This is a genomic window from Sphingobacterium sp. DR205, assembly GCF_011064245.1.
Classification (GTDB): Bacteria; Bacteroidota; Bacteroidia; order Sphingobacteriales; family Sphingobacteriaceae; genus Sphingobacterium; species Sphingobacterium athyrii.
The window spans coordinates 7108114-7125151 of record NZ_CP049333.1 but is presented as its reverse complement, the minus strand read 5'-3'; the positions used below and the strand labels follow the sequence as shown (position 1 = coordinate 7125151).

Sequence of the window (17038 nt, the reverse complement as noted above, 5' to 3'; positions counted from 1 at the left end):
AGAGATTGCGACTTTATGAAGCCTATTTTTAAGTGGATCATTGGAATTGTTGTGTTTATCCTTCTGGCTTTGACCGGAAGCATTATGTATTTTAGCAATAAATGGAAACCGCTGCTGGATACCAAAATAAAACAGTTGGTTTTGCAGGCGACAGATAGCTTGTATACGGTTCACTATGACGATATCCATGTTAATCTGGCGTTGGGGAATCTGACCATTGATAACCTTCATTTAATTCCTGATAGTATAGTGTATAAGAAATTGGAGCTTCTGAAAAAGGCTCCGGACAATCGCTACGCAATAGCCATCAACAAGCTTAAGATTAAAAGTTTTGGCATCCGTAAGGTGCTGATGGATAAAGAGCTTTTTTTACACGATGTTACTGTGGATACGCCCACTATACATGTTATCAATGAGCTGCATAGTTATAACGATACGGTAAGCCAAGGTCCTAAGAAACCCTTGTATGAGAAGATAAAAGATAATTTAAAGAAGATTCATGTTGAAGCTGTTAACTTGAATAATATAGATTTTAAATATACTCAGGTACAAAAGGGGGTACATCAGGACTTTGAAATAAAAAAAGTAAAAGTGCGGATTGATGACGTTCTTATTGATTCAACTTCGGAACAAGATAGACAGCGTTTTTATCATACGAAGATGATCGACATTGAAGTGCCGGGCTTTACTTATCAAACTCCGGATGGATTTTATAAAATCAATTTTGATAAGCTTAAGATCAATAGTAAAGAAAGAAATGTCCTTTTGACTAAAGTAGCTTACCAACCGACGTTAAATAAAGCGGCTTACTACAAGAAAAAAGGGGAAGGCGGGAGTTATGTTGTTTTTAAAATGGACACCCTTAAACTGACGGAGTTCAATTTTGGACAGCTTTCCAGAGATAAAAAGGTTTATGCACAAAAAGCATTTTTAAAGAATGGGCAACTTTCTATCTATAGCGATAAGCATTACAAAAGTTCTGCTACCCGGCAGATCGGAAATGCGCCACACATGAAATTGATGCGGATGTCAACCCGGTTGGGAATTGATTCGCTGATCTTGGATAATATTGGCATTTCTTATTCCGAGATGAGCGATAAATATAGCCAGATAGGAACTATCACTTTCAATCATACCTACGGTACAATATTGAATGTGACCAACGATTCGACAAAGTTGCTGAAACAGAAACTCATGCGGGCTAATCTGAGTACTAATTTTATGAATTCAGGAAAGCTCGTGACCAATTTTGTTTTTGATATGACCTCTAAAGTTGGGGCTTATACCTACAAAGGGAGTCTTGGACAGATGGATTTAACAGTTGTTAATAAAATGATTCGGCCACTGCTTAATGTTGAGGTTAAATCTGGTAACCTGAAACAAATCGTATTTGATGTCTGGGCCAATGATTATCGAAGCAAAGGAACGTTTAAAATGGATTACAATGATCTAAAGGTTAATATACTCTCTGAAACAGGTGACGACGGACGCAGGGAAAAGAAGGGCTTTCTTTCTTTCATGGTCAATCAGGTTTTATTCAATCCCGGCAACCCAGACCTGTATGGTAAATACACGATAGGGCATATCAACAAACATCGGGATCCCTATCATCCTTTCTTTAAAGCGATGTGGCAAAGTCTGCTGATGGGTATTAAGCAATGTGTTGGTTTAGGGCCAGAGCGCGAAGCAAAATTGATGAATACGGCTGATCGCGTTGAGAAGGTCGTGAACGGAGTGGAGAAAGCGAAGAAATTATTCTCGGGGATATTTAAAAAGCATAAAACTGCCGAAGAATTGCTAAAGGAGGAAAAAGAAGAGGAGGCAAAAGCTGCCGCCAAAATAGAAGAAAAACGAAAACGTGATCGAGAGAAGGCTGAAAGGGAATTGGAGAAAGAACCCCCGGGAGATTAGGGAGCGAAGATGTATTGAAAAGCATCGGCAGATTCCGTTTCACGTGAAAATAGCCTGCCCATTGGATGAGAAGATATAGATAGATTTTTGAATAAAGGCAAATTTATCTTAGTTTGCGGTTTATAATGGTAGATTCGATATTAAGTTTTGTTCGATTTGTTTTCAAATATAAAAACGGTCTAGTAGATAAGATCATGTTCTACGCCAGCATGATTTGTGCTGCAATTGTGATTTTCAACGTAGGTTATGTCACAGACCCGATATTGGGTATATTACTGGGCAAGACAATTCATTACTTATTTTTTGTGCTTTTTTTTATGATCGCGTTGCGGGAGTCATCATCCATTTATGCGCTGAAAAAAATTGCCGTCGAACATTACTCCGGACTGCTCATCCTGATTTATTTTATTTTTATTTTGATAGCCCGTTTCGCCGGAATTGAAGCACTAGCTGTCTTTTCCCGCGAGCAGTGGATTTACCTGGGTATTTATATTATTTTTATCGCTGAGCTCTCCAAAAGTACCCTCTTTTTCGATAATTTTTATTTTAATCCCACCATACTGTTTGTCATCAGCTTCCTCGTGCTTATCCTGATCGGGACAGTCCTATTGATGCTACCGCGAACAACAATAGAAGCTCCGCTCAGTTTTGTCGATGCCTTGTTTATGGCGACCAGTGCTGTCTGCATAACTGGATTATCCGTAGCAGATATTTCGACCAACTTTAGCATGTTTGGCCAGACCGTTATTATTGTATTGATACAAGTCGGCGGACTCGGAATTATGACCTTTACGGGTTTCTTTGGCTATTTTTTTTCTGGCGGATTCTCATTCAAAAACCAATTGATGTTTGGCGAAATATTGGGGGAAAATAAAGTGGCCTCGGTGATCAAAACCTTATTGACCATGATATTTATTACACTATTGTTTGAATTTCTAGGTGCGATATTGATCTTTAGTACCCTTGAAAAGACTAATTTCCCTAATATGGGGAGTATGATTTTCTTTTCGATCTTCCATTCCATTTCTTCATTTTGTAACGCTGGATTCTCTATTTTATCTGGCGGAATCACCAATGAGGCTTATAAGTTCAACTATCCATTTCAGCTGGCGCTCTCTTCGTTGTTTATTCTTGGTGGATTAGGCTTTGGAATTGTACTGAACTTCTATACCTACATTAAGGAGTCAATATTGCTTTGGTATCACCGTTTGGTTACGAAGAAAAATTACAAACATAAGGCGTGGAGCTTTAGTTTTAACTCCAAATTGGTATTGCTATGTAATGCGATTATTATTGTTGCAGCAACACTGTTCTTCTATTTTTTGGAACGCAAAAATACACTTTCTTTGGAAAAAGGTGTTGACGGTGAATGGGCAACATCTTTTTTTATGGCAAATGCTGCGCGTTCGGCGGGCTACAATAGCATCGATCTGAGTTTCGTCGGCGCGCCAACTATTTTTCTGATTATGGTATTGATGTGGGTAGGTGCTTCTCCGGGGTCTACTGGAGGTGGGGTAAAAGTGACGACAGTGGCGCTATCTTTTCTGAATATCATTTCTTTGGCAAAAGGAAAGGAATATATTGAAATTTTTAAAAGGAGAATAGCGAGTGAATCCGTGAATAAGGCTTTTGCGATTATTCTATTATCATTCCTCGTCGTTGGGCTGAGTTTTTTTGTTCTTATTTTTACCGATCCGGACAAAAGCATGAAGGATTTGCTTTTTGAATCCTTATCGGCATATACGACCTGTGGATTAAGTTTGGGCATAACTCCTTCCTTAAGCATGGGTGGAAAATTGATCATAGTCGTGACCATGCTGGTTGGTCGTGTGGGGATGTTGACTTTGTTGGTAGCATTTATAAAAAATACGACCCGTAGGAATATTATATTTCCGGAGGAAAAGATCCTGTTTTAATTTTGTTTGCTTATGTATAAAGAGACAAAAGATCAAAGGGTGTCTATTTGCAAAGCGATTAGACTTGCAAATAAAATAAATTTATCTTAGTTTGAGTTATGAAGTATATTGTTTTAGGGTTAGGACACTTCGGGCGTTCATTGGGCGTTCATCTTACTGAACTCGGTCATGAAGTAATCGGTGCGGATCGAAATCTAACTATTGTAGAGCAGCTCAAAGATAAGATCACGCATACAGTATGTCTAGATACAACAGACCGGGAGGCTGTATCTTCGCTGCCTTTAAAAGATGCTCATGCTGTCATTGTCGCCATTGGAGAGGATGAGGGGGCATCGCTCATGACAGTAGCACTCCTAAAGCAACTAAAAGTAAAACGTATCATTGGCCGTATCGTATCTGATCTGCAGAAGACAGTTTTGGAAGCTATGGAGATCAATGAGTATATCATGCCAGAGGAAGAAGCCGCAGAACGATTGGCAATGCGGTTGGACAATATTGATATCGTTGATTCATTTAAGGTGTCAGATCGGTATTCTATCGTAGAAACAAAGGTGCCACAGCGTTATGTCGGAATGACATTGCGGGAGGCCAATCTGACCAACCTTTATAAAATTATCGTACTGACAACAGTGCAAATTACAGAGACAAAAAAGGACGGAATCACCAAAGAACAAAAGGAAGCATCTGGTATTGCCACCTCTGAAACGGTAATGGCAGAAGGTGATATCTTAGTTGTTTTTGGCGAATTGTCCAATATTAATAAGTTAATTCAAAAAGGAGAATAAAATTATGTTATTAACAACAACAAGTATTATCGAGGGGCACCAGATCGATCGTTATCTGGGGATTGTTTCTTCAGAGGTTGTTCTTGGAGCCAATGCCATTAAAGATATGATGGCTGGTTTTAGAGATTTTTTTGGTGGTCGCTCTAATTCTTATGAGCGTGCATTTCAGGAAACCCGTGAGGCAGCATTGCGTGAGCTTGAAGACCGTGCTAGGGCGCTAGGGGCCGATGCTGTCGTAGGCGTTCGGCTGGATTTCCAGACTGTAGGAACAGGCGGAATGATGATGGTCGGGGCAACCGGAACTGCCGTTAAGATGAAATAAATCCAGATTGGCCCTAACTATAATTAGGGCCTTTTTTGCAAAAGGCGTCTCATTTCATTTTCAGGAACTGTCGTTAAGTAAGAAAATCGCGCCATTGGCCTTACACTTTCTGTGATCTTTTCTTTCTAGGATCAAGGGAGGCATATTTAATAGATTGGTCATAATTATAATTGTATATAAAAACAAATTTATCTAAGTTTGGCTTTTAAGACTTGTAAACAACCTAAGAGGATAAATGAAAAATTGGTTTAAGGTAAATTCAGCACATTTAATCGTTATTGCGCTATTCATTGTGCTCGTATTTTTTTATTTCACGCCCGTCTGGCAGGGAAAGACTCTTGCTCAATCGGATGTGGTGCAAGCTCAAGCTGGGCAAAAGGAATTATTTGACTATAAAGCCAAAGATGGGAAAGCTCCTATGTGGACGAATTCCATGTTTGGCGGAATGCCAACCTATCAGATCTGGCAAGCGAACGAAAATAACATCGGCACTTATATGCTGAAAGCCGTCAAATTTGTTTTTCCAAGCCCAATGGACACCGTGTTGTTTTATCTTTTGGGGGCCTATTTTCTTTTTAGCGTATTACGCATCAAACCCTGGCTCGCTGCGGTAGGCGCAGTGGCAATAGCCTTTACTTCATACAATTTTATTTATATTGAGGCGGGACATATCACCCGCGCCAATGCTATCGCCTTTATACCGCCTGTCATTGCAGCAGTGATCATGTGTTATCGGGGAAGCAGGCTTTGGGGGCCGGTGCTGCTGGCGTTATTTCTTTCCCTTGAAATTCGTGTCAATCACTTACAGACAACCTATTACTTGCTCATGGCATTGATGGTATATGTTATTTTTACCCTAATCGATGCGATCCGGCAAAAACAACTAAGGGAGTTTTTTATCGCCTCGGGGAGACAGGTGATTGCAGTGATCATTGCTTTAATGGTGAATGCTTCCATTTTGTTGCCCACCTGGGAGTATAGTAAGCTGAGTACACGTGGGCATGCTAATATTACAAAGGTCGATAACAATAGTACAAAAGAAAAAGGGCTGGATAAGGAATATGCTTATGAATGGAGCCAAGGTGTTGGCGAGAGCATGACTTTTCTGATCCCGAATGCTTATGGCGGAGCCACTGGAGGTCAATTGGACGAGAAGTCGCATGTGGCCAAATTCTTTATGGAAAGAGGAGGTGCATCGGCAGTTCAGGCTGGACAGATGGCGCAAGGAATGCCTACTTATTGGGGCGATAAACGTTTTACATCAGGGCCTTGGTATTTTGGGGCTGGCGTTTTCTTCTTGTTCATTCTGGGACTTGTCATTGTTAAAAACAAATTCAAATGGTGGATATTAACAACCACTGTATTAGCATTGCTTTTGTCATTCGGAAGGAATTTTACATTGGTTTCGGATTTATTCTTTGATTATTTCCCAATGTACAATAAGTTTCGGGCCGTGGAATCCATCCTCGTTCTCGTTTCAATTACAGTTCCGCTCATGGCTGTCATGACGGTAAATGAATTGCTAACACGGGCTAAGGAAATTCCAAACCTGGATAAGAAAGTGCTGTATACTTTTGCTGGTGTCGGCGGAGTTTGTCTGCTGATCGGTTTGCTGCCGGATCTATTCTTGAACTTCAGAAATGCTGGTCATAATAATTTAATAGAGTCGTTCACACGGGAGATCGGTGATAAATCTTTTGCGACAGAGCTGGCAAATCAATTGGTTTTGGACCGTAAAGATATCGCAAGTAAAGATGCTTATCGTTCCTTTGTTATTGTGTTGCTTACATTCGGGGCTGTTTGGTTTTACCTCAAAAGGAAGGTCAGTGAAGGGGCGTTATTGGGGACTTTGCTTGTCTTGTTCCTATTCGATCTGTGGAGTGTAGATAAACGCTTTTTGAATGATAAATCCTTTATGGAAAAGGGAGCGACTACACAGCAGGTATTCCAGCAACGTGAGGTTGACCAATTGATCTTAATGGATAAAGACCCAAGTTATCGCGTCCTTGACCTGACAACAGATCCATTTTCTGATGCACGTCCTTCCTATTACCATAAATCATTAGGCGGTTATCATGCTGCTAAATTAATGCGTTTTCAGGAAATCTTGGAGAATCAATTCAACGGAGCGCTCAACGAAGATGTGCTGGACATGTTTAATGTGCGTTATTTGATCACAACAGATCCTCAAAGCCAGTCACAGCGTATCGTGAGACGGAGCACAGCAGCTGGGAATGCATGGTTTGTGGACAAAATAACCTTCGTAAAAGGAAATGCGGAAGAAATGCAGGCGATCAGCTCTTTTGATCCGCGTAAAGAAGCGTTTGTGAATCAACAGTACCAGAATGAAATCAAAGCAAAAACGTCCAGCTCGGCTACAACAGGGGAAATTAAACTGACATCGTACCATCCTGATAAAATGCAGTACGAATATACGGCTACCAATGACGCATTTGCGGTATTCTCTGAAGTTTTTTATGATAAAGGATGGAAGGCGTATGTCGATGGAAAAGAAATACCAATTATCCGTGCAGATTATTTGCTGAGAGCTTTACAGTTGCCATCAGGAACACATAAAGTCGAATTTATCTTTGATCCGGAATCACATAAGATGGGTAATCTTTTGACTTTAATATCGTCGATTATCCTTGGATTAGGCATAGTGGCAGCAGCATATTTCTCGTTACGGGAGACAAAAAAAGAAACAGCTGCATAGCAAGCTGTTTCTTTTTTTTAAGGTTGAAGCTTTAGAATAATTTGAGTTGTGGATCAGTTATTCTAAAGCTTTTTCTATGATGCGGTGTTGACCCGTATTCAAGCACCGCAGTCCGGTGTCTTACAGTCGGATAGCCTTTATTATTAAGCCAATCGTAAGCGGGATAATCCGAAGCAATATTGTCCATATACTCGTCACGGTAGGTTTTTGCTAAGATAGAAGCGGCTGCGATAGAAAGATATTTTCCGTCCCCTTTGATAATGCAGGAATGGGGAATTGACAGATAAGGAATAAACCTGTTCCCGTCCACAATAATATATTCTGCTTTTATCTGTAGCATATCCAAGGCTTTGTGCATGGCGAGATAGCTGGCATTGTGAATATTGATGCGGTCTATTTCTTCCGCTGAGACACTCGCCACAGCATAGGCAAGTGCTTCCCGTTCAATAATAGGACGCAATGCCATCCGTTTTTTTTCGCTTAGTTTTTTCGAATCGTTGAGAAGCTCGTGATGGTAATCGGCAGGGAAAATTACTGCTGCCGCAAAGACCGGTCCTGCCAAGCAACCTCTGCCTGCCTCGTCACATCCGGCTTCAACCTGTTGATCTTGATAATATGATAGTAGCATCTTTTTATTCTGTAAATGAACGAAAATACAAATAAAATTAGAGTTATGCATTGTAACTTCTGTGTGAATAATGCCCATTTACATTAATTAACACTAATAATCTCTTCTTTTGTAAAGATATTGAATGTGCTGATGAGCATGGACCGGGGAGGAATGGGTTAAATGAAAACAGGAGCATTCGGTCAAGAATTTGTCAATTATAGAAATATAAAAATAAGTATTATGAGAGGCTTCATGCTTTTTTTGTTGAGTATGTTAACAGGATGGACCGTATATGGTCAGACGAGAAGCGTACAAGGAATGTTGAAAGACGATAAAAATCGCGTTATTGCGGGAGCAACAGTTAAGTTGACTTCAAAATTGGATTCCATGACCGCAGGTTCAAATATGGCCGGGATTTTCACTTTCGATAAGATCAAGGCAGATACATTTAAGATTACTGTTTCTAATTTAGGCTTTGAACGTTTTGAAAAAGAGTTCGGCTTTCCGAAGGGAGAGGTAAAATACATTATCCCAAGTCTGACTTTACAACAGAATTCTCAAATGCTTGAGGAAGTCGTTGTGGATGGCGTGCCGACGGTAGTTGTGAAAAGTGATACCCTGGAGTACACGATGAAGGACCTGAAGTTACGTGATGGATCCGTTGCTGAAGATGCGTTAAAAAAACTACAGGGCGTGGAGGTGGATAAAGATGGTAATGTCACTGCTCAGGGAGAATCGGTGAAACGGGTGCGGATCAATGGTAAGGACTTCTTTGGTGGAGATGTAAAAACCGCCACGCAAAACCTTCCTGCCAATATTATCCAAAAAATGCAGATTATCGATGACTACGGGGACATGGCCAATATCACAGGAAATAAGAATGGCGATTCCGAAAAAGTATTGAACATTCAGATTGATCCTAAATATAACCAAGGTCACATGACGACACTCCGTGCAGGATATGGTACTGAAGACCGTTATCAGGCAACAGGAATGTGGATGGGAATGCGCGAAGGCGAGCAGATCTCCGTTCTCGGAAATTTAAACAATACCAATGCACCTCTTTTTGATTTCAACACAACAGGAGGCGGAGCCCGACGCGGGCAGGGTGGTGGTGGACGTCGTGGCGGCGGTATGTTTGGTGGCTCAGACGGTCTCACTAAAATAGGCTCTATCGGACTTAATTTTCGGAAGGATTTTTCGGATAAATTGACAGCCTATGGTAGCTATAGTTATAGCCATAGCAATAATACAACCCTTTCCCAGCGATATATTGTGAATGCAACGCCGGGCCGGACACAAGCAGATAGTGTCGATGCGAATTCAAATACCATTGGCGGCAATCATCGTTTTGAGGCAAACGTAGAGTGGAAGCCCACCGCGAAGGATTACATTAAGATTGTGCCACAGTTTGGTTATGATGACGGGAATAATAATTCGATAACCAATTCGATTACTTATTTAAGTAATGTTTTGGATAATAAACAGGAACTAACAACTGGAACAAACTCCACAGCGCCAAGGTTTGGGATCAGTGGTTTGTATAACCGTAAACTGAATGACAATGGACGTAACTTGTTTTTCAATTTCAATTACAATAATGCCAAAACAGATAAGGATGTAAATCAGATACTTGATAGGTATATTTCCGACCCATCCAATATCAACCAGCCCATGAGTAACATTTACCAACGTACGGTTCAGGATGCGCTCAATAAGAGTTGGAATGCAGGAGCTTCGGTAAATTATACCGAGCCTTTATCCAAAAATGGCAAATTGGAGGTGACCTATGATTTCAACAAAAATAAATATGACAATAATATCAGTCAAAAAGGTTACGATAAAGATAGCAGTAGTATTGAAAACGCATTTGAAAATGCGAAGTTAAACCTTGATTATAATTATGACTATGCTTTTACAACCCATAAAATCGGAGCGAATTATTTGTTTAGCAATGACAAAGTGACCTACTCGGTGGGAGTCGCTGGACAACCATCCCAATTGAGGGGATCAGCGATTAATTCGGGCGAAATTATTCCGATTTCCCGTAACAACATGAACTGGATGCCAATTGCTCGTTTTGAATATAAATTCTCCCGTCAATCCAATTTAAGCGTCAACTACTCCGGATCGCCAACAGAACCAAGTGTATCTCAAATTTTGCCATATAATCTGAGTACAAGTTCAACAAATATCGTGTACGGTAATGCGAACCTGAATCCAGAATTTAATCACGATTTGAAACTACGATTCCGTAAAAACGACTTTCAAAAGGGTAATAATTTCTTTGTATTCCTCAATGGATCATTAGCTGATAATAAGATTGTTAGTTTAAACAAATCGTATTACGGTCCTATTCAGAAGGATCCCACAACAGGAAAAATTGATTCGGCATTGATCTCAGAGACGCGTTATCTGAATGAGACGGGGGATCGTCCGTATGCGATCAATTCATTTTACCACTACGGTAAATCCTGGAAAGAAAAAACCTTCAATGTGATGTTGATGGGGGGTATTTCGGTGAATAAAACAATTGGCTATTCTTCGATCGATGAAAATGATAATATCGGACAAAAAAATGTAGCCCGTAATTTCGTCTTGACTCAAGGACTAATGTTTCGTTATAATCCATCCGAAAATCTGGAAATTAATCCGGGTGTTCGTTACCAATTTACACATACAGAAAATAGCTTATTACAGCGAAATAGCGATATTCAGACGTGGACACCAACATTAATTGGTTCATATAATATTTTGAAGAACACAATCTTTGGCGCCGATCTTTCGAAGTCTTTCAATCAGGGCTATGGTCAGGGGTTGTCCTCCAATCCGTTCATTATCAATACCTATGTAGAACAAAGATTCTTGAAAGATCAACGTGGGACATTACGTTTGCAAGCATTTGATTTGTTAAATCAGCAAACAAATCTTTCTCGTACTGTAGATGGCTTCCTAACGACAGATAGTCGTACCAATCGTTTGGGCCGTTATTTTATGGTCTTGTTTACGTATAAGTTCCAGAAATTCGCGATGGGTAATCCCGAAGGGGAAAACAGATTTCCGGGTGGAATGCGTCCACCGCGTATGTAAATAATAACAATCTTATAACGAATAAAAGACGGTCATAGTGATTTCACTATGACCGTTTTGCATTTAAAAATCCCTAGCTTTGCAAAAACAAGCGCGAAATGATTAAGTTTGATGAATTAAAAGTAGGAGATATTCCAGCCATTGTAACAATGATGGAAGCATTTTATGCCATCGATGGGTACGATATCGACCGCAAGACAACGATTGACAATTTTGATCTTTTCGTTAATGACCCTCAACTTGGACAAGCTTGGTTGATTCGCAAAGGAGAAGATATTTTGGGTTATATGATCGTCGCTTATTTCTTCAGTTTTGAATTCAAAGGAAGAGTCGGGCTTCTCGATGAACTTTTTGTGGGCGAAAAAGCCAGGGGGATGGGGCTTGGAAAATTAGCCGTCGATTTTGTAACTTCCTACCTGGAATCGAAGAATTGTAAAATGATCTTGCTGGAAGTCGAGGAACATAACGAGCGGGCCATTCATCTGTATAAGAAAAATGGTTTTGCTTTTCACCCGCGCAAATTTATGCGTAAACACATCAATTAGAGAAATTTCATAAACTGAATGGAGTACGAAATCATTAGACTTTCAAATGGAATCCGTGTGGTATTCCAATATCAAAATTTGCCGGTAACCCATGTGTGCATGGTCATCAATGCGGGCTCCAGGGACGAATCGGAGGGTAAATTTGGGGTTGCGCATTTTATTGAACATCTTTTATTTAAACGAACTGAGAAACGCTCAACGCAGCAGATTATCGATCATCTGGAGTCTGTCGGTGGCGACCTGAATGCTTACACCACAAAAGAATATACCTGCGTCCATGCATCTGTACTACAGCCGTATCTCAACCGGGCACTGGACCTATTTGAAGATATTTTCTTTCATTCTACTTTTCCCGAAGTGGAAATGGATAAAGAAAAATCAGTTATCGTTGATGAAATGGCTTCTTATCTGGATAGCCCGGAAGAATCCATCGTCGACGATTTTGAGGATCTCGTGTTTAAAGACTCGGGTTTAGGGCACAATATATTGGGACTTGAAGATCAGCTTTTAGCCTTGCAGAAGAATGATATTACAGACTTTATGCGCTCAAACTACGATACGCATGAGATGGTGATCGGTATTACAGGTAATTACAGTCTAAAAGAGGTCGAGAAGTTGCTGCATAAGGTCTTTGGAGGGATAGGACAACATGCAATTTCACGTTCCAGAAATGATGTAAAACCAATTACTGCGCAGCATCTTGAAGTCCCCAAGCCCATTAATCAGGTGCATTATATGCTCGGGTCATTGGCTTACGACTATCGTGATGAGCGCAAAACGGGCCTGTTGCTTTTGAATAATATGTTGGGAGGGATGGGAATGGGGTCGATCCTCAACCTTTCTATTCGGGAAAAATACGGGATTGCCTATACCATCGAATCCAATTACACCATCTTTTCAGATACAGGATTATTTAGCATCTATCTAGGGACCGATGAGGAAAAGGTTGAAAAAGCTAAAAAGCTCGTATTTAAAGAGCTACATAAAATGTGTGAGCAGCCACTTTCCGAAATCAAATTGAAGAAAGCAAAGCAGAAATTTATTGGCCAAATTGCCCTGACGGAAGAAAATAGAATGAGCATGATTATTTCGGCGGCGAAGAATGTGATGGATTATGACCGTGTTATCTTATTGAATGAGGTAATCGAGAAAATACAACATTTAGATCGCACAAATCTTTTGGCGATTGCACAAGACGTGTTTGATCCCCGGAAGATGCTGTCGTTGAGTTTTGTTCCGGAAGATTAATATTTGATAGAATTCTATATATTTGCGGTTACAGTAATTCTTAAATATGAAACCGAGCTTGCGAGCTCTCATCAGCCATTAAAGAAAAAATATAACAGATGAAAACAGCATATGTATTTCCTGGTCAAGGAGCCCAATTTGTTGGGATGGGGCAAGACCTGTATAATTTAAATGAAGAAACAAAAGCTTTATTCGAGAAAGCAAATGATATTTTGGGATTTCGTATCACGGATATTATGTTTTCCGGTACGGATGAAGAATTGAAACAGACCAATGTAACGCAACCTGCGATTTTTTTGCATTCTGTTATTTTGGCGAAAGCATTAGGCGACTCTTTCCAGCCAGACATGGTTGCAGGACATTCCTTGGGTGAGTTTTCGGCATTGGTGGCAGCTGGTGCTTTAAGTTTCGAAGATGGATTGAAATTGGTATCCCAGCGTGCAAATGCCATGCAAAAAGCTTGTGAATTGCAACCTTCAACAATGGCGGCGATTTTAGGATTGGAAGACGCCATCGTAGAAGAGATTTGTGCTAAAGTGGATGATGTTGTTGTTGCAGCGAACTACAATTGTCCGGGACAATTGGTGATCTCAGGATCAATCGAAGGTGTCGATAAAGCCTGTGCCTTATTGACTGAGGCTGGAGCGAAGAGAGCACTAAAATTAAATGTTGGTGGTGCATTCCACTCTCCCTTGATGGAATCCGCTAAAGTGGAATTGCAAGCAGCGATTGAAGCTACGGATATTCTATCTCCGAGATGTCCAATTTATCAGAATATTGATGCGCAGCCACAAACGGAACCTGCTATTATTAAGCAAAATTTGATCGCACAGTTGACTGGGGCTGTTCGTTGGACACAGACTGTACAAAATATGCTCGCGGATGGTGCCACAGCATTTGTGGAAGTTGGTCCGGGAAATGTCTTGCAAGGTTTAGTAAAAAAAGTAGATCGTCAAGTATCAACTTCAGCAGCTTCTGTAACAGCTTAATAATTTGTCGTAACTAAAAATTTAAAGGGGCAGTTCACCAACTGGCCCTTTTTTTATATTTAAAAGCCAATAGCACTTTCTTGATAAAATTTAGATTAAAGGAACATCAATAGCTGACTTTTAACGGTGCTCGTACGGTTCTTCTTCGGTGATTGTACGGTGCTGGTTCGGTCATGAGCGTATAGGATCCGTGTTATATCCGATTAATATTCGTCTCTTAACCAGGTATTAGCAGAACTTAATAAGGTATTGTGGGGCTATTTGTCCTTAAACATGCTATAGTGATCTTTCATGACTTGTAAAACGAAATCATTCGGGGTCATCTTTTCGGGATGTTTAACCTCCATAATTGTTTCTAAACGTTGAACCAGGGCGGTCAGTATGCCTACATCCCGTCTGTCAAATGCAGTTTGATAAACATCTTTGATCACATTGGCGTCTTTGTCGCTTAACTTGATGACCTGAGGAAACAAAATAGGATGATTTTCAAAAGTTTCCTCATAGATGGTATCGCTGAGCTTCAGACCGGGTTTCAAACTAATGACAGATGTTTCTCCGGCAATATCCCCAATACGCTGACCATGTTTGGAGAGGACAATTGAGGTAATTGCAATACCGCCCATTGTCATCCATATATCGACGATTGATAAGGTCCAGCGGGATAGGTATTGATAAAAATCAGCGCGTGAACCATCAAGCTTCACGACTTTAATTTTCATAATCTTTTTACCGATAGTTTGTCCGCCGAATGCTGTTTCAGTAATTAAGGTATAAAAAAATGCGGGTAATGTCATTCCCATTATAATACCATAGAAAAGATAGGGGTCGCTGCTTGTGATATTTAATGCATCTAACAGAAACATACAAAAGAAAAAGTAACAGACAATAATAAAGTAATCAATGGCAAATGCGATCATCCTCGAACCTAGGCTAGCAAGATTATACTGGATTTTTACATTTTGTGCTGTGTTTATCTCAAGCTTATTCATATATTTGGTTTAGCCAGTTAAAAAAATTAATGAGAGAAGCATCATTTGTAGAACGAAATAAAGAAAAATGGACGTTAATTGAAAATAATTTGTCAATTAACATACAGGTAGACCCAGATGAATTGGCATCGAACTATATTGAGCTAACAAATGATCTGGCTTATGCGCAGACATTTTATCCCAATAGTAAGGTACGAAATTATTTAAATGAACTTGCTGTAACTGCACATCAAAAAATCTATAAGGATCGAAAGGCCTCCAATAGTAAATTCAAGTCTTTTATCAACGAGGAGATTCCACAGGCAATTTGGTCAATTCGTAGGCAGCTTTTTTATTCCCTATTGATTTTTGTTCTTGCATCAGCGATTGGCTTCCTTTCGGCGATGTACGATATAGATTTTATTCGGCTTATTTTGGGAGATTTTTATGTAGATTCCACCATAGAGAGTATTAAAGCTGGTGATCCTGCGGCAGTTTATGGTAAAGGAAGTAATTTTGGATCAGCGATCTGGATTACAATCAATAATGTCCGTGTGGCTTTTATGGCTTTTGCTTTTGGGCTATTTTTGAGCATTGGTACGGGCTATATATTGTTTAGCAATGGCATTATGTTGGGCGCTTTCCACCAGATGTTTTTTCAATATGGTGTGATGGGAAAGGCTATGTCGGCGATCTGGATCCATGGCACGATTGAAATTTCTGTGATTATTGTCGCTGGAGGATGTGGGCTTGCAATCGGAAATAGCATTTTGTTTCCCAAATCTTATACCCGGATGGCTTCTTTTGTTCAGACAGCAAAGACATCCATGAAAGTATTGGTCAGTACGGTACCATTTTTTATCGTCGCTGGTACATTAGAAGGTTTTGTAACAAGATATTATAGTGTATCTGTTTGGCTCAGTCTATTCATCATACTCCTGTCATTGCTTGCAATACTATTTTTTTATGTTATTAACCCCTATCGATTAGCAAAACGATTTCAATGGAAGTAGATTTTGAATTTCAGAAAGAACGAAAGATAGGTGATTTTGTCCAGAGCTTTATTGATCTTTTCAAATTGATCTATAAACATTTTGTGACGACCATATTTGGGTTGTCTGCATTACCCCTAGCAGCAATAGCATTGGTATACTATTTCCTTTCTACAAAAATTACGTTCTCTGCACACAGTAGTTCATTTGAAGATATTGATGGATTTACCTGGGCGGCATTATTGATCATGGCCCTCATTGCGCTGGGATTATACGTATATGGAATTTCTATCGAATACTTTATTCTGCTGAAAGAACGTAAAAACACATTGTTCACAGGAAAGGAGGTCCTACGAAATTTTAGGACAAATATAGGCAAGTATTTTATGTTCTTATTTGCGATGATCTTGGCTTTGATCGTTGTTTTTATACCTCTCGCCATCGTTGCGGTAATCTCGGCATTTATCCCGTTTATCGGAAGCTTTGCAATTGGTATATTAATGTCAATGGTAGGAATTTGGTTATTTAGTTCGTTCTTATTTTATCGTGAAGGTTATTCAGATTTGGGGAGCTGTTTTACAGATGCTTATGTTATGCTGAGCAAAAAATTGATCCAATATGGTGTAGCGGCATATATCGTCAATTTTATTTTCCAGATGGCTGTTATGATGATCTCTGTAATTCCTTTAATAATTGTTTCGCTGATATCTTACAATTTTTTGGGGATGGAAGCTGCATTCTTTGATTCATCCTGGGGTAAATTACTGATGACTTTGGGCGGGATGTTTATTACCCTATTTACATTATTTTTATATATGTCCGGTGTCTTGGCCAACGGCATAATTTACGAAACGGCCAAGGATCTCAAATTCGGGGAACGCATTTACGGGATGATTGATCAGATTGGAGGTGGAAATGAATAGGCTACTATTCTTTTTTTCCTTTG

At 39.8% G+C, this 17038-nt stretch carries 13 protein-coding genes; 11 read left to right on the top strand and 2 right to left on the bottom strand.

Translation table 11 applies throughout. The features are described 5' to 3' along the window. Positions 1–15: 15 nt before the first annotated feature. The 5 genes from G6053_RS29990 to G6053_RS29970 all read left to right on the top strand — a co-directional run bounded on the left by G6053_RS29990 (position 16) and on the right by G6053_RS29970 (position 7650). Complete coding sequence (locus tag G6053_RS29990) at positions 16–1911, top strand: hypothetical protein (RefSeq protein WP_165309472.1); 1896 nt, start codon at positions 16–18, stop codon at positions 1909–1911. Between the two features lie 125 nt (positions 1912–2036). Further along, a complete protein-coding gene (locus G6053_RS29985; RefSeq protein ID WP_241254885.1) occupies positions 2037–3827 on the top strand; it encodes a potassium transporter TrkG in 1791 nt (596 codons plus the stop codon). Positions 3828–3925: 98 nt separating this feature from the next. Further along, positions 3926–4612, top strand: a complete 687-nt coding sequence (locus tag G6053_RS29980) for a TrkA family potassium uptake protein (protein ID WP_108634575.1) — start codon at positions 3926–3928, stop codon at positions 4610–4612. A gap of 4 nt (positions 4613–4616) precedes the next feature. Continuing rightward, positions 4617–4934: a YbjQ family protein gene (locus tag G6053_RS29975; protein WP_104383460.1), complete on the top strand. Its 318-nt coding sequence runs from the start codon at positions 4617–4619 to the stop codon at positions 4932–4934. Between the two features lie 235 nt (positions 4935–5169). Then, positions 5170–7650, top strand: a complete 2481-nt coding sequence (locus G6053_RS29970; protein ID WP_165309471.1) for a YfhO family protein — start codon at positions 5170–5172, stop codon at positions 7648–7650. 31 nt (positions 7651–7681) lie between these two features. Here G6053_RS29970 and G6053_RS29965 read toward each other — a convergent pair whose 3' ends face one another. Beyond that, positions 7682–8278: a ribonuclease HII gene (locus G6053_RS29965; RefSeq protein WP_165309470.1), complete on the bottom strand. Its 597-nt coding sequence runs from the start codon at positions 8276–8278 to the stop codon at positions 7682–7684. A gap of 222 nt (positions 8279–8500) precedes the next feature. Between G6053_RS29965 and G6053_RS29960 the strand changes: the two genes are divergently transcribed. From G6053_RS29960 to fabD, 4 genes are all read left to right on the top strand, one after another. Continuing rightward, positions 8501–11350, top strand: coding sequence for a TonB-dependent receptor (locus G6053_RS29960; protein ID WP_165309469.1), 2850 nt, complete (start codon positions 8501–8503; stop codon positions 11348–11350). Between the two features lie 98 nt (positions 11351–11448). Beyond that, a complete protein-coding gene (locus G6053_RS29955; RefSeq protein ID WP_108634579.1) occupies positions 11449–11895 on the top strand; it encodes a GNAT family N-acetyltransferase in 447 nt (148 codons plus the stop codon). Between the two features lie 18 nt (positions 11896–11913). Then, positions 11914–13143 (top strand): pitrilysin family protein, encoded by a 1230-nt coding sequence (locus G6053_RS29950; protein WP_108634580.1) that lies wholly within the window; start codon positions 11914–11916, stop codon positions 13141–13143. 98 nt (positions 13144–13241) lie between these two features. Then, positions 13242–14132 carry an ACP S-malonyltransferase gene (fabD, locus tag G6053_RS29945; RefSeq protein ID WP_165309468.1) on the top strand — a complete coding sequence of 297 codons (891 nt, stop codon included), beginning with the start codon at positions 13242–13244 and terminating at the stop codon, positions 14130–14132. Between the two features lie 257 nt (positions 14133–14389). Here fabD and G6053_RS29940 read toward each other — a convergent pair whose 3' ends face one another. Then, positions 14390–15121 (bottom strand): RDD family protein, encoded by a 732-nt coding sequence (locus G6053_RS29940; protein ID WP_108634582.1) that lies wholly within the window; start codon positions 15119–15121, stop codon positions 14390–14392. 29 nt (positions 15122–15150) lie between these two features. Between G6053_RS29940 and G6053_RS29935 the strand changes: the two genes are divergently transcribed. Together G6053_RS29935 and G6053_RS29930 are read left to right on the top strand one after the other, a co-directional pair. Further along, positions 15151–16113, top strand: coding sequence for a stage II sporulation protein M (locus G6053_RS29935; protein ID WP_165309467.1), 963 nt, complete (start codon positions 15151–15153; stop codon positions 16111–16113). After that, positions 16104–17015: an ABC transporter permease gene (locus tag G6053_RS29930; RefSeq protein ID WP_165309466.1), complete on the top strand. Its 912-nt coding sequence runs from the start codon at positions 16104–16106 to the stop codon at positions 17013–17015. The genes G6053_RS29935 and G6053_RS29930 overlap by 10 nt, the downstream gene beginning before the upstream one ends. Positions 17016–17038 lie beyond the last annotated feature (23 nt).